Source organism: Thermosphaera sp., from assembly GCF_059755995.1.
This window is the reverse complement of record NZ_DBOUKL010000011.1, coordinates 1-17087: the sequence shown is the minus strand read 5'-3', so window position 1 is coordinate 17087 and position 17087 is coordinate 1. Positions and strand designations below refer to the sequence as shown.

Below are 17087 nucleotides of genomic sequence, written 5' to 3'. Positions count from 1 at the left end.
TAACTTATATATGAGTGGAGGAGTTTAAATTGGTTTGACCTGGCTGCTCGAGGCCAGCCTTAAATGCTCCGGCCTGACGAACAAAATCTTTTCCTTATCCCCAGCCATAACCTTCACTATGTAGGATAATCCTCTCCTCCCTATCACGACACCTGTCCTGCCATGGTATCGCCTGTGCGGCATCCCCTCGTGCACGGAAGGGTTAATCTTAATGTGGACTACGTCTCCCTCCTTATACTCTACTAGTAGCAGGCTTAGAGGAGGCACGCTCCCCTTTTCTCTCACATTCTTCTTCAACAACTTCCTGGTCCTATGGCGTAAGCCTCTTGGAGCTCTAACCATTTGTTAACTCCTCTCAGCATTTCTTAATACAGAATTGAAAACTCCCGTTTTTAACTTTATCTTAAACTTCAGTGCTCGATGTAGAGGACGTCCAGCTCAACAGGCTTCAGCTCGGTGTTGAGGATGCTTGCGAAGCAGGGGTTGGTCCTGCCCTGGTCACAGTGGACCAGCTCCTTAACGTATAAGCCTCCATCACAGTATACCAGTGCTTCAAAGCTTGTGGAAGTGACCAGCCTTGTTCTAACCTCGTAGACTTTTCTCACCCTGAGGACATCCTTCTTACGGGCTAGGATTCTTATAGGGGTTCTCTGCTGGATGCTAACGTTTCTAAAGAACGCTTCCAGCTCATTCAGCTGTGCCTCGCTGACAGGGGTGGGTGAGATTACGAGTAGCCTGTAGACTTTCCTCCTCTCCCTGGAGGTTTGCTTTAGAAGCTCAATATCCCTCCTACTAGCTGGCTCACTAACTCTTACCTCAACGAGATCGCTACGGATCAGCTCGTTAATGTTTCCAATATCGTAGCTTCTGACGAGTGGTTCAACAATCTCTATCACCAACGGCCTGCCTGGGCCAAGCGTTCTAGCATCAACATCTTCTCTCCCGGCGGCATGAATCTTCACTTTTTTAGCCTTGAACGGAATCGTTAACCGGGACTCCAAGTATTCTTGAATGCTCAAGGGGTATTTCCTCCCACCCTGCTTCGTAAACCATGGAACGTGTGAGATGTTGCGCCCTCTCTTATTGTACACGCCTTTCAGCAGGACCGGGGTTATCACTAGCTCAACCTTGTGGTTGAGGTCTTCATCAAGCTTCACTATCGCAGTTGCTTCAGGCTTCTCGAAATCCGGCATCAGCCCGTATTTAATCATCACCCTCTTTCCTACTTCTCTCTTAACCTCGTTCTTCAAGGACTCAGCCCTGGTGAAACCTGCTTCAGCAATCAGCGACAGCTCCTTTTCACGCAACTTCCTGCTCAGCCTAACCCCTATCACGAACCGTGTCACGGAGGCTTCTCTCAGCTTCTCGTAAACCGCTTCCGCAAGGGAATCCAGCCATTCATCGCTAATCCTCCCACCGCAGATGAAGCACTTCCTCGGACTCACATTCTGCGTGAAAAGCTTCTGGAGCATCCGGGTCAAGGGCTCCCCGCTGTTCTCAGCCAGGGCATAGAGACGGTCTTCTCCAATCCTCTTCGACGAGTAATCATCATGCAGCTTGAACCCGAGCATTGTTTTAAGCGAAAACCCTCTTTCACGATTGCTCAAGCCAACCCCGTACTTGGCGAAAAGCCTGCCTAAGCAGTGGTCGCATAAAGGGTACTTAGACAGTGTTTTCTCAACGTCTTTTACGATTTTGTTAAAGTCTAGCGGGGTTGAAATGCTCGATTCTCCCACGCCTCCTCACCCAGGCACCGTACGCTCTGTCTAACACATAGTGCGCTACAATAATTAACTCTAAATTATTGTTCACCGGTAATTTAACAACGCCCTCTAAACCGTTGAATACAGAACCGGGGAGTTCCCGGGGATTAGCTATCACAAAGTGCTTGCTTAAAGGAATGGCTTGAGGATTTTCAACAACTCTCTCACCCTGACTTGTCAGTAGCACATTACCGGGTTCCATGAGCAGGTGTGACGCTCCCGTGGTAAACAATCTCACACCTGGTGGGAGAGAGTGCTTGCAGAAAACCGTTCTCACGAACCCGAGAATACTCTCTTCCTGAGCATGCAGGTGTCTAAGGTCCGAGCCCTTGAGCTGGAACAGTAAGTTCCCTGTTGAAACAAGCAGGTCGGTGTCAACCCTTATCCCGTGGCTAATGATCAACGAGTACAGGATAATGTTTTTCAGCTCGGCCGCCGAGCTACACGGGTCCTCCTGCTTCACCATTACTATCCTATGGGGCCTGTAAATCCTGGACATTGAATCCTTCTCCAAGCTTCTTTAAAAGATCCTTCCTCTTCCTGAGCTGCTTGCTCAGCTTCTTTAACATGTCATACTGTTTCAGCAGTTCTCTCGCATACTCCGTGTCGACGCCCGCGCCTCTGGCAATCCTCTTCAAGCGGGACTTGTCTATGATCTCCGGGTTGTCAAGCTCCTCGTATGTCATAGAGTTGATCACTGCAAGCCACTTGGATAGCTTGACCTCGAGGTCTTTCGGGTCTATTTCAAACGGGATTTTCACTCCAAGCCCCGGGATCATCTGGAGGACTTTTCGCAACGGCCCCATTTTCCTCAGACTGACCAGTTGCTTGTACACAAGCCTCATGTTAAGCCTCCCCTCCATCAAGTCTTCAACATCCTTCTCGGTGAACTCCAGCTGTATCCTCTTAACTTTTTCAACCAATCCTTCAATGTCGCCGTAGCCTAGGACTCTTCCAACAAGCTTGGAGGGTTTGAACACTTCGAAATCCTCGATTTTCTCCCCAAGACCCACGAACTTGATGGGGGCGCCTGTTGCGGCAACAGCTGAGAGCGCTCCACCACCCTTCGCCGTGCCGTCGAGCTTGGTTACGATTATTGAGCCTATAGGGGTTGTTTCGTGAAACTTTTTCGCAATATTGTATGCTTGCTGCCCTATTGACCCGTCGATCACCAGGATTATCTCGTCTGGCTTAACACTGCTGCTTATCATCCTCATTTCTTCCAGCAAGTCCTCTTCTTTATGATGCCTGCCAGCGGTATCAATGATTACTACTTCAAACCCTTTGTCTATGAAGTATTTCACACCTCGTGTAGCAATCTCCACAGCATCTTTAACCGAGGGGTCGCCGTAAACCGGGACACCTATCTGCTCCCCCAGCTGCTTCAACTGATCGTACGCGGCCGGCCTGAAAGTATCAGCAGCCACCAGCCCAACCTTATACCCCTCGAGCTTGTAGAAGTAGGCTAGCTTGGCAGCGGTGGTGGTTTTACCGCTTCCCTGAAGCCCGACAAGCATTATTATCCAGGGCTTCCTCGCAGGCTTTACTAAGGGTTTTAAATCACCGCCGAGTAGCTTAACCAGCTCCTCGTAAACGATTGACAAGAACCATTCTTTTCTCGAAACCCCGATCGGAGGCTCCTGTGTTAAAGCCTTCTCCTTAATCTTCTTCGTTATTTCGAGAGCAAGGTTTAGGTTGACATCGGATTTTACAAGCTCCTTCTGCAGGTCTTTGATAAACTCGTTCACGGCTTCCTCATACTTCTCCGACCTGAAAAACTTTGCAATAGATTCTTTAAGGTTTTCAAAAACCATTTTCAACCACTTACCTATAATAATTCCTTACTTCCTATTAATAAGGAAAAGTTAGATGATCCGTGAGCCCATCATCTCTGCCGTACAGAGGAGTAGTAAGGATTGCAGTATTCTCCAGCGCTTGCTTCATGAAGCAATTAGGAGTGCGGGGGGTGGGATTTGAACCCACGCAGGCCTATGCCAGCGGATCTCTCCCTGGGCATGTCTTGAGTCCGCCCCCTTTGGCCAAGCTCGGGCACCCCCGCGTTCTCATGATATTAATGTTTTAACACATGCTTTAACTTTTACTCTGCACCGGGGAGTAGTCATATATAAATACCTGTTAAAAATTATGGTTTCCAGGGGTAGGAAGCCATGCCGTTAAGACCTGCGAGATGCTACACGCACTTCAGCGGCCCGCCTTACACTAGGAGAGAGTACATTCCAGGCGTGCCGCAGCCGAAGATCTCTAAGTTCGAAATGGGGAATCCCAAGCTGGACTACGACTACGAAGTGAAGCTTGTAGTCGAGGAACCGGGGCAGATAAGGCATAACGCTCTGGAAGCTTCCCGTGTCATGGCTTTGAAAGTGTTGACAACGGCCGCGGGCGAGAACAACTTCTACTTGAAGGTTGTTAAGTATCCGCATCATGTTATAAGGGAGAACAAGATGATGGCTTTCGCTGGTGCTGACCGTTTGCAGGATGGCATGAGGCTATCGTTCGGCAAACCCATTGGGACAGCTGCAAGGGTTTTCCCAGGCGACGAAGTGATTGTTGTGAGGGTTAAGAAGGAGCATTTGAAAGCCTGCAAGGATGCTTTAAGAGTGGCTGGCAGCAAGCTTCCACTGCCTACGAGAGTGGTTGTGCAACCCTTGAAGGAGGGTTTACCCCCGGCTTAGCGAGATGAAGCATTTTGTTTCAGAGAAGATTTGTGCATTGATTATGAAATCCCTTTCAACCTTTTAAACAGGTTTCTCGACGAGGAGAAGCCGTGTAAAATACTTCTCCACGCGCCAGATGGTTTAAAACCCCTGTATTCTTGCGTAGGGAAAAGCATCCCTTCCAACATAGAAGTATACTACTCCTCAAGCCCAGGGTACGGTGCCTGCGATATTCCCTTATGGGAGGCCGAGGCTCTCGGGGCGGACAGCATCGTCCACATCGGGCATCTCGAATACCCTTTCACAGGGCTGGGTAGCGTTGGGAGAAGGATTCTATACCTGCCAGTCTACTTTAACAAGCTACTGGGCGCTGCGTTTTTGGAAAGCCTGTCCAAGCATCTTGAAGCCAAAGGGTTTGCCGCGGTATCTGTTTCATCAACCATCGTGGAGGCTAGGATTCGTAGTCAGGTAGGAGAGTACTTGTCAGGCAAGGGGTTCGTGATTTACGAGGTGAAACAGCCCGTTCTCGGGTGCATTTACACACCTGTTGCCGCTCTTGACGAAAAGGTTGATGCGCACCTGCTGATCGCTGGCGGCTTGTTCCACCATCTTGGGGCCTACCTGTCCCTGAGAAAGCCTCTCGTGAGCATTGATCCTTACAGACAGTCCATCATGGATTATTCCCGTGAGTTTTCGAAACACCTGCATAAGAGGTTTTACCTTGTCTCCAAGGTTAAGAACTCCTCGATGAGAACGCTGGGGATAATAACCGGGGGGTTGCCTGGGCAGCATAGGCCCCGGCTGGTTGAGGCTTTGAAGGAGCTGGCGGGCAGGAAGGGTTATGAGGCGTACGTGATATCCTCAACTTACCTTACCATGGATAGGTTGATCGCGATAGACAATTCTTTGAAGCTGGACTTTTACGTGGTGGCGAGCTGTCCAAGACTCCCCATAGATGACTTATCCAACTTTTACAAGCCCGTTCTCACACCGGGGGAGCTCGTAATGGTTTTAGAGGGCAGGGAGGAGTATGTTTTCCCATGGTGAAGGTTTTCGATAAGAAAACGGTTGAGATAATAATTTCTAAAATACCCTGCCTCAAAGGCTTGAAGAGACGCTTAGAGCAGTATCCTACTCCTTCCTGGATAGTGGCCCACATGTCGTGGAGGGCTTTCATGAAGGGTGATGTTGAGGGTAGGAGTGTTGCGGACCTGGGATGCGGTGATGGGAGGCTTCTCTACGCTTCTCTTCTACTGGGAGCTAGACTAGGCTTGTGCGTGGATATTGATGAGGAAGCGGTTAAGCATTCTGTGAGCGTTTTAAACAATTACTTCAGCGAGTACAGCCCGAGAATACTTTTCATCGTCGCGGATGCTTCACAGCTGAGCTTCTCAAACGTGGACACTGTTATCATGAACCCTCCTTTCGGAGTGGTGAGGGAGAACAGGGGGCTTGATGTAGCCTTCCTGAGGAGGGCGCTGCAGTATGCCAAGAGTGTTTACAGTATTCACAAATACTCACCCGGCTTGTTAAAGATTTTGAAAGACCTGGCCGCCTTCTATAATTCCAGGTTAGAGCTTACGGAAATACTTGATTTCGAGATTCCAATGGTTTTCGAAACTCACAGGTCAAGGATATATAGGTTTAAAAGCTTATTCATAGTGCTAAGAAGGGTGGTTTCTGATGAGTAATGCTAAAGCAGTGGTGCCCGGTGAGGCCCTGGGAGTTGAGGAGGAGGCTCTGCCGGTTCAAGGAGTTTACGTAGACAGGAAAGGCCATCTCAGAGCGCTGGTGGTTGGAACCGTCGTGATGGATAAGTTGAAGAAGACGATAACGGTTCGCCCAGCAAACAAGCGCGAGCTAGGGCTGAGGCCTGGAATCCTGGTTGAGGCAATGGTTTTAAGCGTGAGCGATGACATAGCTGTCCTGAACATCTACAATGCTAACGGCGTCCCCGTAGACTTCTCAGGCATACTCCACGTGACGCAGGTTTCAAGCGAGTATGTGAAGACAATGTGGGATGTTCTAAGACCTGGCGATATAGTGAGGGCTAGAGTGATAAACAACACGATCCCCTACCAGGTTTCAATCAAGGACCCCGGGCTAGGGGTTATAGCAGCTAAGTGTAGTGTGTGCGGGGAGGTTCTATACAAGGCAGGGGACAAGCTACAGTGTACTTCCTGCGGAAGCGTGGAGACCAGGAGGATAGGTGTTGGATACTTGTATGTTTTAAGGTGATTGCTTGCCACTGGTTAAGCGAAGATTCTACGTCAACTGCAGTCACGACGAGTGCGTTGAAATCATACAGAGAGTTTCGGAGAAGCTTCCCTCGATCGATACTGTTGAGTACGAGGTAGGGGAGGATGGAATGCTGATAGAAATGTACGGCTACTCAACCGATATCAAGAAGGCTTGGGCGGTGATTAAGGAGTATTTTAAGCGCTCGGGAAGGCCGGGCGGGAAGGGGTTGGTTAAGTATTCCTTGAAATCCCTGGCTAGGCAAACGGGTAAGACGTTTCCGCCCATGGTCCTGGTTAAGCTGCTGGGTCTCAAAGGCTTTAAAGCAAGCTACTCCTCCATGGATGAAGCCATACATACTGACGCGGGCATGGACGTGCTCACGGATTTGATTAATCGAATAGATGCAGCTGTCGCCCTGGTCAGGGACAGGGTTAAGGGGACGGCTGGGAAATACTATTTAACAACGCTAATAGTTGCAACAGGTCTGGGTCTTGAAGACATTGTAAGTGAGTCGCTGAGGCTTGGACACTTAACGATTAACGAGGAGAACGGTCTTTTATCACTGGCTGTTGAATGGGATAAAGGGGTCGATGAATTTATTAAGAATTATCGAGTATCCTCTTCTTAACGGATGAGGTGGTTTCGTGGAGATCGAGGTTTTAGCGAAAACTTCTAATCATCTCGCGATCAAGATTAAAGGCGAGGATCATACGCTCGGCAACCTGTTGATGAAGGAGGCGTTGAGGCATCCTAAAGTAGCTTACGCATCCTACCGTGTCCCGCATCCTTTAAGGGAGGAGATAGAGTTCGTGATAACTGTTCAAGAAGGCACGGATGTCGGGGAAGTATTGAGGGAAATAGTGGATAAGATAAAGAGTGAGCTGAGTGATTTCAAAAACGCGGTGGAGGCTTCGATAAGGTGAGCGTTAAGAAGGAGTCCAGGGTTTTCACCATAGGAGAGTCTGAGAAAACCTTTGTCCTGGCAACTTACAGGGGAAATTTTTAGAAGAACTCACCGTAATCCCTCGGTCACTCGTTTTAAATCCCAGAGACTTGTTAACGGTTCTAAAAACTAGGGAGGAGCTGTCATTCATTGTTAACTGCACCGGGGATAAATACGCTTACGGCTTCCTAGGATTAAGGGTTTTCGAGGGCGGGGAGGCGTTGCTGAAGCAGTGGGAGAAGTGCTCGCTAGTGCTGAAGTTAATAAAGTGTTTGAACAATAATTACCTACTCAGCCTTCAAAGCGAGGACACTATAAAAGTGTGTTGAAACCATAGTTAAAACAACATGGTGGTTTAAATGGTTAGGTTCTGCCCCAAGTGCGGAGGGTTAATGAAACCAGTGAAGTCGTCGAATACCACGGAGCTGGTTTGTGTAAAGTGTGGTTACAGGATGAAAGCTGGTGAAAGAGAGCTCGAAAAGTATAAGGTTTCATCGAAGATCGAGCACTCTACAAGGGAGAAGACAGTCGTTGTCGGCGATGTTGACACCTCTAAACTGCCTGTTACGAAAGAGGCTACGTGTCCTAAATGCGGCAACCATGAGGCATATTACTGGATGATTCAGACAAGGGCTGCTGACGAGCCGCCGACAAGGTTTTACAAATGCGTTAAATGCGGTCACACTTGGCGGGAGTACGAGTAGTTCCAGCCGTGTTTTTATTTAACACTTCACATATCTAAAGAGTATATATGGGGGAGGATTTTGAGGCTTGAATTCCGCGACGCCAGGGTATGGCGGTATTCAATGATCTCTATCGCCAAGATAATTGACGAGGCCGCTTTTCAAATAGATGATTCAGGATTGAGGCTTAGAGCTTTGGATCCTTCTAACATCGTCCTTGTCGAATTCGTCTATCCTAGGGAAGCATTCACTGTTTACGATGTTAAGAGTAAGGATTACTTCGGCGTTGGAATGGAGGATTTCACGAAAATCCTTAAAAGAGCTGGTAAAGGAGACGAGCTAATCCTTGAGAAGACCCAGGACGGCAGGCTCTCCATAGTTTTCAGAGGCAGGGGTTTTAGAAGGTTCATGATTCCAAACCTAGACATCCCCGTCCAGGATATCCCTGGGCTATCGCTGAACTTGCCCGTGAAGGCCAAGATGCTTCCCAAGATTCTCAAAGATGTTGTAAAAGAAATGGAGCCTATTAGCGATACAATCGTTTTTGAAGCGGTTCCTGAGGAGGAGAAGATTATTGTTAAAGCATCCGGCGATATTGCTGAGGCAGAGGTGGAGCTCTCAGTCGCGAGCGGTGCCCTTCTAGAGTTCGAGGCAGCCTCACACTCTACTTCCAGCTTCACAGTGGACTACCTGGTCAACGTAACTGATGCCGCCCAGGTTTCAGAGTATGTTTACATAGAGCTTGGCAATGATGCACCTATCAAACTCGAGTACGGCTTACCTCAAGAGGGCAAGCTGACATTCTATGTCGCTCCGAGATCAGAGTAGTATTGTTTTAAGGAACATTATAAGGAGCTATTATAAGAAGCGTCCATTACAACCTCCTCCTGAGATTCATAAGAGGGAAATAGCTCTTGAAAGCCTTGAGGATAGGGCTTACCTGAGACATCTTTCTTTCCCCTACATGGACAGGTTGTACGAGTATATTTTGAGTAAGAAGACCCCGCTCCACCTCTACTACTCTTCCGCACTTTACGAGAACCCTTCAGCACAGCCCATGGAGGCTAAGGGGTGGCTGGGTTCAGAGCTGATATTCGATATCGACTCTGACAAGTATCAGGGTTGCAGTGAATCATACTATGTCTGTATCAAGGATAACCAGGTTTACGATGTTAAGCCTGACTCGTGCAAGAGCGGCGGCAAGCCTCTGGAAATCCCTCTTTTATCATGGGATTGCGTTAGGAGGGCTCTCGAGGACGCTGTAAAGCTCAAGGACATATTAACGAGCGACCTGGGCTTTAAGGATGTGAAAATCTTCTTCTCCGGTAACAGAGGCTTCCACGTTAGAGTATCCGATGAGTCGGTGCTTACTTTAAACAGCGAAGAGAGAAGGCTGATTGCTGACTATGTTTCATGTGAAAACCTCGACCAAGAGAGGGTTTTTCCCACCTACCGGTTTAAGAGGGAGGAAAGAGTCGTATTCTCCAACGCGGAGTATGGGTTGAGGAGAAGGGTGAAGCTTGAGGCTGAGAAAGCCGGTATCCTACGGAAGGATAGGTTGAGAAATGAGGAAGTACTCACTATAAGCGTGGACGAGTTATCACTCATGCTGCGAAGCGTTTGCGTGTCGATAGATAAGGTTGTAACCATGGACTTGTCAAGGCTTTCCAGGTTTGTAGGGAGCTTGAACTGTAAATCAGGGTTGAAGATTGTTGAAGTAAGCGATGTTTCCAAGTTCATGGATTTCACGTATAAGGATCTCTCCCCGTTCAAAGGGAAAATCTCGGTAACCCCGCTGGTTGATTTTCCAGGCTTACCAATATATGGAAGCAGGATTGATCTTCGCAAAGGGGTTAAAATGGAACTGGACGCGGAGGACGCGTTGTATGTGGTTTTAAAGGGCTTGGCGCATCTATATAATATAAAATCCTTGGAGGTTAAGGCTTGAGCAGCCCGTTGATACGTTTGATCAGAGATGAAATGTTTTCCAGGAACATTCAAGTAATACCTTCTAGCAGGATTGGAGAAGTCAGGGGGTTGGTTGAGAAGGCGTTTTTAGGGTTAGACGTGGGTGATGCCAGGTCCAGGGTAATTGTTAGAGACATGGTTGCAAACTTGGAGCAGGACGCTGAAATGTTGTCGAGGACGAGGCTTGTTAAAACAGTATTGGGAGGTGAGGAATTGCCGGGATCCTTCGATAGAGAAGTGCTGGAGCTTGCTAAGAGACTGGTTAAGGCTGAGCAGGCTATACTGTCCGCGAAAAACATTGTGCTCGGCAACAAGTACTTGGTTTTATTCACAAGTGATTGCAGGCTTGACGACATTGTTTTCCGTAAAGGCGACATAGCCCTGCTTACCCAGGCTCAGTTGATTAAGGGGGTTCTTCAAGACTGCTTAGTAACGTTGAAACACCCTATCGTAGAGTATTCAGATAATGTTGGTTAGTTTTAAACCACCTGCGCGTAGAAGCTGTAAGCTATGAAGAAGGTTATAGCCAGAGTGATTGACAGTATTATGAGCATGGATGTTTGAAGCAGGACCCGGATTCTCTCATCTTTCATCTCCTTGAAAACCCTTGGCCTCACATAGGTTGAGAAGTGTGGCAGTATGAAGCCGATCGCCGCGGAGAACAGGATTAGTGACGAGTACAGTATTGAAATCGCTATCAGCTGTGTGGCACTGTTCGGGTTGAAGTACTGGAGGTTCACAATGTTGTAGACCCAGTTCCCTAGTACAGCAACGGTGAATACTCCAGCGAGTATGAGGGAGTATTTTCTCGCCTTATCTAGTACGACATCGTATTCGACGAGATGCGAGTACAGCTCTTTTCTAAAGCGATCCTTCATCAACATCTCCACGGTTCCAAGTATCTCCTGCTTTGAATAAAAATCTTTATTACTTGACAGACCTGTGAATAAAGTAAGCAGTTAGAAGTGGTGGTTAAATGAACGCTAGGTTTGTCGCAGGCATTGCTTTGCTAATAGCCTCTGCAACACTGTATGTTTACCTTGCATTCATGTTTAACCCTGCTCACCAGAACATTCCAGACGATGCTGCAGCCTGGATAGTGTCTTACGCTAAGACCTCGGGCAGTCTCGAAGATTATTGCGGGGCGTTCCACAATGCCTGCGCATGGGTGTTGAAAACAGTGTACTACGCTGTCAACGCCTTAAGGATTCAGCCCCCGGAACTAGCATTGATAGGCGGGTTGTCCCTCCTCCTATCAGCATTCCTTCTTTATTTCCTGGTTTTCAAGGATGCTTTCATCGCGGGGTTTTCAACACTGCTCCTCTCCACGTCCCCGGTTTTCATATACTGGTTTAAACCCGGCAACTACGGGTTCCCAGCCTGGGTGTTCACAGGATTACTGGCTGTAGCGCTTACAGCCCTATACTTGTCAACGAGGAGGAAGATAATTCTTATTGCCGTGACCGCTGTCTACGGGCTTGCGCTAACGCTCTACCCTGGCGCATGGGCGTTGTCAGTGGTTACCGGCGTTGCATTTCTATTAGCGCTTCTTTATGAGAAGGAGCCTTCACTCTGCATTCATGGTTTAACAGCCTGGCTGGTAGCATATGCCATCCCAGTACTCTTGCTCGGGACAAGCTACTTGGCAAGCATATGTATGCTGGGGATTATCTGGCTTGGAGCCCCCATTATACTTGCAGGATTATCCTATAAGAGCTTTGAGAAAGCAAGCGTTAGATTCTTCGCGGCATTGTTCCTCGCAATCTTTTCAACTCTTCTATCAATATACTTGTTGAAAACAGGGTTGTTAACGGGTTACGCAGAAATATTCTCCCGGAGATTCAACCCTGTCATCGACTACGGGGTCCTCGGTATTTTCAGCTTAATGGGATTGATAGTGTTTTCCAGAAGCGAGATCTTAGCAGGGAGAGGGTTTGACAGGACGGTTTTCCCTGTAGGATTCCTCCTCGGCCTTGTCCTCCCCTACGTGGATCCCACGTCTGCGCTTTCATCCCTAGTCTTCCTGGCACCGTTGGTAGGGATCACGCTTGCTTCACTGTTTGCTTCATCAATGATCGTCAAGAATTTCAAGAGGAGAATACTGTTTGCAACGCTTTCAATAATGATTCTTGCTGGCGGCGTGGCAGCAAACACTGTTTACTCAGCATCAGTAATATCGGCTAAGCCAAGCATCTACTTAGCAGACATGGATCTCTACCTGGGTGTTGGCGAGAAGCTTTTAAACGAGAGCGCATGGGCTTCAGCGCTGGAGGCGTTGAAAACAAACTTGTCAGGCACTAGCGGCGGCGTCCTCGTAGTCTCCTACTGGGATTACTCATGGTGGATACTCGGATATGTTGGCGGTGAAGGTGGCGTTAAGGTTTTGTCAACCCCGTTGAGCGATGTAAGCTACAAGAGGCTTACATCATGGGTATTGTTGAGCGATGAGTTAACGGCTGTGAAAATCTTGAAGAATATTTCTGAAACAACCGGGGTTTCAACAATCTACCTGGTTGTTTCAACAGCTTTCAGCGTAAGCCTCACAGGCGGTAAATCCAATAACGCGTATCTTGGAGCAGTGATTCCAGGAGTTTCCTCCCTGTATGGGATACAGCTACCCTACTATGCCGCTGCAGGGGATTTGTACAGGCTTCCAGTATACTCGTCACTGATGAACAAGTCGTACTTGGAGTTCATTAATACTGGTGTTGGCAGGACTGTTTACGAGGTTCCACTAGCCTGGAACACTAAAGGCGGTGAAACACTGCTTGCCGCAGTAATCGTTGACGGCTTGTCCAAGGCAGGTTTCAACGTCTACAACGTCCTGTATAGTCAGAACAAGCTTTCAAGCACGTTAAAGTATTTTGAACTAGTCAACGTCTCAGCTAAACCAGTCTACTCGGTAACAGTGTCATACTATTCATACGAGGTTAATTATGCTGTTTTAATATACAGATTAAACGTTAGTGGTTTAAGCGGGGTGGTTTGAAATGCCGATAGCTAGGCAGGAGTTGCCGAACGTGGGTGATTACGTTATAGGCACAGTGGCAGAGGTTTTTGACTACGGTGCCTACGTAACACTGGATGAGTATAATGGGCTGAAAGCATTCCTCCCGTGGAGCGAGGTTGCTTCGAAATGGGTTAGAGATATCAGGGAGGTTGTAAGGGAGGGGCAGAAGATTGTTGTAAAAGTGATCAGGGTTGATAGGAGGAAGAAGGAGGTAGATGTCTCGCTTAAGAAAGTAGCGGATAATGAGAGGAAGAGGAAGCTTCTGTGGTGGAAGAGATATGTGAAGGCTTGTAAGATAACGGAGATTGTTGCCCAGCAGGTTGGAAAGAAGATTGAAGACGCGTACAGGGAGGTTATCTGGCGGCTAGAGGATGCTTACGGGGATCCGATGTACGCTATCGAGGAGGCTGTTTCCACAGGGCCTCAAGTACTGTTGAAAGCGGGGGTTCCGCAGGAATGGGTTGACGCTCTTATAAAGGAGGCAGGGAAGCATGTAAAGGTTAAGGAGGTCAGGATTAGGAGAATACTGGTCATGCGCTCCATAACTCCTGACGGTGTTGAAAGGATAAGAAAGTGTCTCGGAGAGGTCTCTGAGGCTTTAAACGGGAAAAACGTGAAGCACGAGATATACGTGACCGGTTCGCCAAGATATGTTATAGACCTGTACTCGCAGGATTATAAATCCGCTGAAACCCTCATGGCGGAGGTTGTTGAAATGCTGGAGAAGTGTTGCAGAAGCAACCACGTAGAGTTGAGTATTGAGGAGGAGAAGGCTTGAACTGGTTGATGAGAAAGTGCCCGCGATGCGGTAGATATACTTTATCAGCTTCCAAGTGCCCGGTGTGCAAATCAGAACTAGTGGTCCCCCACCCGCCGAGGTTCAGCCCGGAGGACAAGTACGTGGAGTACAGGGTTAAGATGAAGAAGCTTAGCGGTGTTCTTAAACTAGATGAGAAACCCTACTATGTCCCAGTATAGCTTCCAGGATTCCTGCTTCCAGTTCGATGGTTAAAATTTAAAAGCTCCTACTGAAGATATATCAAACTGTGTATGCCGCCGTAGTATAGCCCGGCCTAGTATGCGGGCCTGTCGCACGCCCTTCTCCCCTTTTCAACGTTTCAAAGAAATCCTCGTGCTTTACACCTGATTTTCAAAGTGTAAGAATTGAGAGAGCGCCGCCGCCGGGATTTGAACCCGGGTCACGGGCTCTCTGCACGCCCTTCTCCAATCTAGAATACCATTACTTACTGTGCTTATAAAGTTTTCAGAGATCCAGCCTTAAGCACTCCAGGACGCCCCGTCCCTAGTTGATAACGGGTTAAAGGCTTCGATGTGTTTTAACGCCCTCAAGGCGGTTCTCCACCGGCGCTTCTGAAACTGGTAATTTATTTTAACGCATCCCTGTTTTGATGAATAAAGGGGTACTCAATGCTGCCGATGATCTACGGACTGATCGCCGGGGTGCTCTGGGGATTTAACCCTGTGGTGATTAAAAAGTATGGTGAAGGCTTAGACACGGTCACTGTTAACGGTGTGAGAGCTTTCTACGCGTTTCTCCTCACGTTGATCATCACTTTCACGATTTCTCCAACGTATCAAGCGGATTTCACAGGGTTGATGATAATATTTCTAAGCGCCTTATCCGGCCCCTTTCTCGGGGATATTTTCTACGTTAAAGCTATCAGGGGCATAGGCGGCGGGAACGCTATAACCATAGGCTACATGTATGTTTTCGTAGCAGAATTCATCTCCATCTTAATTCTAGGCGAAACCCCTGACTACCACATCCTGATAGGGACCCTGCTAGCGGTTTTCGGCGTGAGCTTGATATACAAGGGTTATGGGAGTGTTTCAAGTAGAAGGGAGTACTTATCGGCTTTTCTCACAGCCGTTTTCTGGGGTTTCAGCACTATTTTCTCAAGGCTTGCCACCCTGCACGGGGATCCCTTCTTCCTAACCGTGGTGAGAAACCTGTATGTTTTCACTCTTGCATCAAGTATTAAGGGGTCGCGGGTTGTTAAGGAATCGTTTTCTCGAAAAGGATTCATCCTTGGCTTTTTAGCTGGAGGTTTAAGCTTTGGACTAGGGATGGCTTTGTTCATTAAAGCTTTAAGCATAGGAGGTGTTCAGGTTTCAGCCCTCCCTACACTCATAGCCCCTGTTGTTGGGAGGGTTTTCTCAATAATAGTTAACGAGGAGAAGCCTGATTCTAACGGTATAATTGGAACTTTTGTAACTGTTCTTGGATTAAGCATTGGTTTCTTGAAAACTACTTTTTAATCAACTTGAGCACTATGTATTCTCTTCCACTATACTCCTGTCCTGTTAAAGCCCCGTAATATCTCGGCTCGGTCAGGATTACCTGCCCCTCTCTCATCAAAACCTCGTAGTGTTCTACCGCGAGGATTTTCCTGAGTTCGTCTAGACCAATACTGCCCCATTCAATACAGTTCGCTACACCACTAATGAAGTGTCTTGAAAACGGTGTCTCATAGTACGTGTACTTGCACAGGTATACCTGGGCTTTCTCACTCTGCATGCTTGATCTCGCTCTTAACCTTCTTCGATACAAGGCCCTTGAACATTGCAACAGCGTACAGTATGGCTTCAGGCCTTATAGGGCATCCTGGAACATAGTAGAAAGCGTCAACCTTAACACCCTTCTCCTCGAGGATTTTCTGAAGCCCTTTAATCCCTCCTATCGTTGAATAAGTATCATGCCAGATACCTCCCCCTACTCCGCAAGAGCCGAGCGCTATTACAACCCTGGGTCTTGGAGCAGCCTCTATCGCGTTGACTACTTTCGGGAGAGCTTCAAGCGTTATCGGACCTGTTAGAAGTATGACGTCAGCATGCCTGGGTGAGGTTACAAGCTTCACCCCGAATCTCTCAGCATCGTGAAAGGGTGTTAGAACGTCGAGTATTTCAATATCACAAGCGTTGCAGCTTCCTGTGTTGAGGTGGAAAACCCAGAGGCTTTTCTTTAAAAACTTACTCACTAACACCACCTGTTCTTCTCTTGGCTACCGACTCTACGAAGGATTTCTTCCTGCAGTCAGGGCAGTCGTTAAGGTATTCCTCAGTGACCGGCGACTTCTCCACCACGTAGTACAGCATTTTCTGAGTCCCTCCTTCTCTATCACATGTTTCACACTTAGCTCTCTTGTGAACCACGTGCACGTAGAGGTCTGAAGCATCATCTGTGGCTAGCTCGAACTTCCTTGTCCCTTTAATAGCGCCTACGGGGCAGACGTCGATACATCTCCAGCAGAAGATGCACCTCCCTATGAAGTAGCGGATTACAGTGGTTTCCTTATCACTAATCAACTGGAGAGCGTTAGGCGGGCACGCGTTAACGCAGGCTCCACATCCAATGCACTTGCTCTCATCTATCTCGATTAACCCTCTGAAATCAGGGGATACGAGAGGCTCTTCGTAAGGATACTTCTTGGTTACTCTTCCCGATTTAGTAGCTATTACTAGGAGCTTAGCCGGCTTGAGCTTTTCACTCATAGTTTAACACCCTGTGTCAGGTTAAGCTTGAGCACGGATCCATCCTCCTTTACCACTACAACCCTGTCCGTGCAGGAGAAGCATGGGTCAATACTTGCTATTGTCAACGGGGCATCAGCCAAGGGCTGATCCCTCAGCATCACTTTTAAAGCAGGGATGTTGTTGTATGTCGGGGCTCTAACCCTCCACCTGTATGGCTTGCCCTCGCCGGTTATCACGAAGTGGATATCGCCTCCTCTCGGGGCTTCAAAGACTTGGACTCCTATTCTACCTGGGGGAATGTCGAATTCC

General features: G+C 48.0%; 24 protein-coding genes and 1 tRNA gene. 15 read left to right on the top strand and 10 right to left on the bottom strand.

Annotation, left to right across the window (positions count from 1 at the left end):
• Nucleotides 1-24: 24 nt before the first annotated feature.
• The 5 genes from AC3OH0_RS01000 to AC3OH0_RS00980 all read right to left on the bottom strand — a co-directional run bounded on the left by AC3OH0_RS01000 (nucleotide 25) and on the right by AC3OH0_RS00980 (nucleotide 3822).
• Nucleotides 25-342, bottom strand: a complete 318-nt coding sequence (locus tag AC3OH0_RS01000; RefSeq protein ID WP_193436223.1) for a 50S ribosomal protein L21e — start codon at nucleotides 340-342, stop codon at nucleotides 25-27.
• A 68-nt stretch (nucleotides 343-410) separates the two neighbouring features.
• Entirely contained in the window at nucleotides 411-1736 is a 1326-nt protein-coding gene (locus AC3OH0_RS00995) for a tRNA pseudouridine(54/55) synthase Pus10 (protein WP_498344433.1), read from the bottom strand.
• Nucleotides 1699-2262, bottom strand: coding sequence for a hypothetical protein (locus AC3OH0_RS00990; protein WP_498344432.1), 564 nt, complete (start codon nucleotides 2260-2262; stop codon nucleotides 1699-1701). Before AC3OH0_RS00990 ends, AC3OH0_RS00995 begins: the two co-directional genes overlap by 38 nt.
• Entirely contained in the window at nucleotides 2237-3577 is a 1341-nt protein-coding gene (locus AC3OH0_RS00985; protein ID WP_498344431.1) for a signal recognition particle protein Srp54, read from the bottom strand. Before AC3OH0_RS00985 ends, AC3OH0_RS00990 begins: the two co-directional genes overlap by 26 nt.
• Nucleotides 3578-3721: 144 nt before the next feature.
• Nucleotides 3722-3822: transfer RNA gene (locus AC3OH0_RS00980), tRNA-Leu, on the bottom strand.
• A 109-nt stretch (nucleotides 3823-3931) separates the two neighbouring features.
• Here AC3OH0_RS00980 and AC3OH0_RS00975 point away from each other — a divergent pair.
• The 11 genes from AC3OH0_RS00975 to AC3OH0_RS00925 all read left to right on the top strand — a co-directional run bounded on the left by AC3OH0_RS00975 (nucleotide 3932) and on the right by AC3OH0_RS00925 (nucleotide 10750).
• A complete protein-coding gene (locus AC3OH0_RS00975) occupies nucleotides 3932-4456 on the top strand; it encodes a 50S ribosomal protein L16 (protein WP_193436219.1) in 525 nt (174 codons plus the stop codon).
• Nucleotides 4457-4486: 30 nt separating this feature from the next.
• Nucleotides 4487-5485, top strand: coding sequence for a diphthamide synthesis protein (locus tag AC3OH0_RS00970; protein ID WP_498344430.1), 999 nt, complete (start codon nucleotides 4487-4489; stop codon nucleotides 5483-5485).
• Nucleotides 5479-6129 carry an METTL5 family protein gene (locus AC3OH0_RS00965; protein WP_498344429.1) on the top strand — a complete coding sequence of 217 codons (651 nt, stop codon included), beginning with the start codon at nucleotides 5479-5481 and terminating at the stop codon, nucleotides 6127-6129. Before AC3OH0_RS00970 ends, AC3OH0_RS00965 begins: the two co-directional genes overlap by 7 nt.
• The gene (locus AC3OH0_RS00960; RefSeq protein WP_498344428.1) at nucleotides 6122-6676 is read left to right on the top strand and encodes an exosome complex RNA-binding protein Csl4; all 555 of its coding nucleotides are present in this window, start codon (nucleotides 6122-6124) and stop codon (nucleotides 6674-6676) included. Before AC3OH0_RS00965 ends, AC3OH0_RS00960 begins: the two co-directional genes overlap by 8 nt.
• A gap of 4 nt (nucleotides 6677-6680) precedes the next feature.
• A complete protein-coding gene (locus AC3OH0_RS00955; protein ID WP_498344427.1) occupies nucleotides 6681-7307 on the top strand; it encodes a DUF2067 family protein in 627 nt (208 codons plus the stop codon).
• Nucleotides 7308-7323: 16 nt separating this feature from the next.
• Nucleotides 7324-7602, top strand: coding sequence for a DNA-directed RNA polymerase subunit L (locus tag AC3OH0_RS00950; protein ID WP_498344426.1), 279 nt, complete (start codon nucleotides 7324-7326; stop codon nucleotides 7600-7602).
• 130 nt (nucleotides 7603-7732) lie between these two features.
• Entirely contained in the window at nucleotides 7733-7951 is a 219-nt protein-coding gene (locus AC3OH0_RS00945) for a hypothetical protein (protein ID WP_498344425.1), read from the top strand.
• Between the two features lie 30 nt (nucleotides 7952-7981).
• The gene (locus AC3OH0_RS00940; protein WP_498344424.1) at nucleotides 7982-8326 is read left to right on the top strand and encodes a transcription factor S; all 345 of its coding nucleotides are present in this window, start codon (nucleotides 7982-7984) and stop codon (nucleotides 8324-8326) included.
• A gap of 60 nt (nucleotides 8327-8386) precedes the next feature.
• Nucleotides 8387-9133 carry a proliferating cell nuclear antigen (pcna) gene (pcn, locus tag AC3OH0_RS00935; RefSeq protein ID WP_498344423.1) on the top strand — a complete coding sequence of 249 codons (747 nt, stop codon included), beginning with the start codon at nucleotides 8387-8389 and terminating at the stop codon, nucleotides 9131-9133.
• Nucleotides 9111-10253: a DNA primase small subunit domain-containing protein gene (locus AC3OH0_RS00930; protein ID WP_498344422.1), complete on the top strand. Its 1143-nt coding sequence runs from the start codon at nucleotides 9111-9113 to the stop codon at nucleotides 10251-10253. Before pcn ends, AC3OH0_RS00930 begins: the two co-directional genes overlap by 23 nt.
• Nucleotides 10250-10750: a hypothetical protein gene (locus AC3OH0_RS00925; protein ID WP_498344421.1), complete on the top strand. Its 501-nt coding sequence runs from the start codon at nucleotides 10250-10252 to the stop codon at nucleotides 10748-10750. The genes AC3OH0_RS00930 and AC3OH0_RS00925 overlap by 4 nt, the downstream gene beginning before the upstream one ends.
• A gap of 2 nt (nucleotides 10751-10752) precedes the next feature.
• Here the strand turns inward: AC3OH0_RS00925 and AC3OH0_RS00920 are convergent, their stop codons facing one another.
• Nucleotides 10753-11151 carry a hypothetical protein gene (locus AC3OH0_RS00920; protein WP_498344420.1) on the bottom strand — a complete coding sequence of 133 codons (399 nt, stop codon included), beginning with the start codon at nucleotides 11149-11151 and terminating at the stop codon, nucleotides 10753-10755.
• A gap of 98 nt (nucleotides 11152-11249) precedes the next feature.
• On the opposite strand from AC3OH0_RS00920, the gene AC3OH0_RS00915 reads away from it, so the two are divergent.
• From AC3OH0_RS00915 to AC3OH0_RS00900, 4 genes are all read left to right on the top strand, one after another.
• Complete coding sequence (locus tag AC3OH0_RS00915; protein WP_498344419.1) at nucleotides 11250-13262, top strand: hypothetical protein; 2013 nt, start codon at nucleotides 11250-11252, stop codon at nucleotides 13260-13262.
• A gap of 1 nt (nucleotide 13263) precedes the next feature.
• A complete protein-coding gene (locus AC3OH0_RS00910) occupies nucleotides 13264-14061 on the top strand; it encodes a translation initiation factor IF-2 subunit alpha (protein ID WP_498344418.1) in 798 nt (265 codons plus the stop codon).
• Nucleotides 14058-14261 (top strand): RNA-protein complex protein Nop10, encoded by a 204-nt coding sequence (locus AC3OH0_RS00905; RefSeq protein WP_498344417.1) that lies wholly within the window; start codon nucleotides 14058-14060, stop codon nucleotides 14259-14261. The genes AC3OH0_RS00910 and AC3OH0_RS00905 overlap by 4 nt, the downstream gene beginning before the upstream one ends.
• A gap of 450 nt (nucleotides 14262-14711) precedes the next feature.
• Entirely contained in the window at nucleotides 14712-15563 is an 852-nt protein-coding gene (locus AC3OH0_RS00900) for a DMT family transporter (protein ID WP_498344416.1), read from the top strand.
• Here the strand turns inward: AC3OH0_RS00900 and AC3OH0_RS00895 are convergent.
• The 4 genes from AC3OH0_RS00895 to AC3OH0_RS00880 all read right to left on the bottom strand — a co-directional run.
• Nucleotides 15553-15822, bottom strand: a complete 270-nt coding sequence (locus tag AC3OH0_RS00895) for a hypothetical protein (RefSeq protein WP_193436204.1) — start codon at nucleotides 15820-15822, stop codon at nucleotides 15553-15555. The genes AC3OH0_RS00900 and AC3OH0_RS00895 overlap by 11 nt on opposite strands.
• Nucleotides 15812-16282 carry an NADH-quinone oxidoreductase subunit B family protein gene (locus AC3OH0_RS00890; protein WP_193436203.1) on the bottom strand — a complete coding sequence of 157 codons (471 nt, stop codon included), beginning with the start codon at nucleotides 16280-16282 and terminating at the stop codon, nucleotides 15812-15814. Before AC3OH0_RS00890 ends, AC3OH0_RS00895 begins: the two co-directional genes overlap by 11 nt.
• Nucleotides 16275-16796 (bottom strand): 4Fe-4S binding protein, encoded by a 522-nt coding sequence (locus AC3OH0_RS00885; RefSeq protein ID WP_498344415.1) that lies wholly within the window; start codon nucleotides 16794-16796, stop codon nucleotides 16275-16277. The genes AC3OH0_RS00890 and AC3OH0_RS00885 overlap by 8 nt, the downstream gene beginning before the upstream one ends.
• Nucleotides 16793-17087 (bottom strand): NADH-quinone oxidoreductase subunit D-related protein (locus tag AC3OH0_RS00880; RefSeq protein ID WP_498344414.1); only part of this gene is annotated, 295 nt, incomplete at its 5' end. The genes AC3OH0_RS00880 and AC3OH0_RS00885, both read right to left, overlap by 4 nt.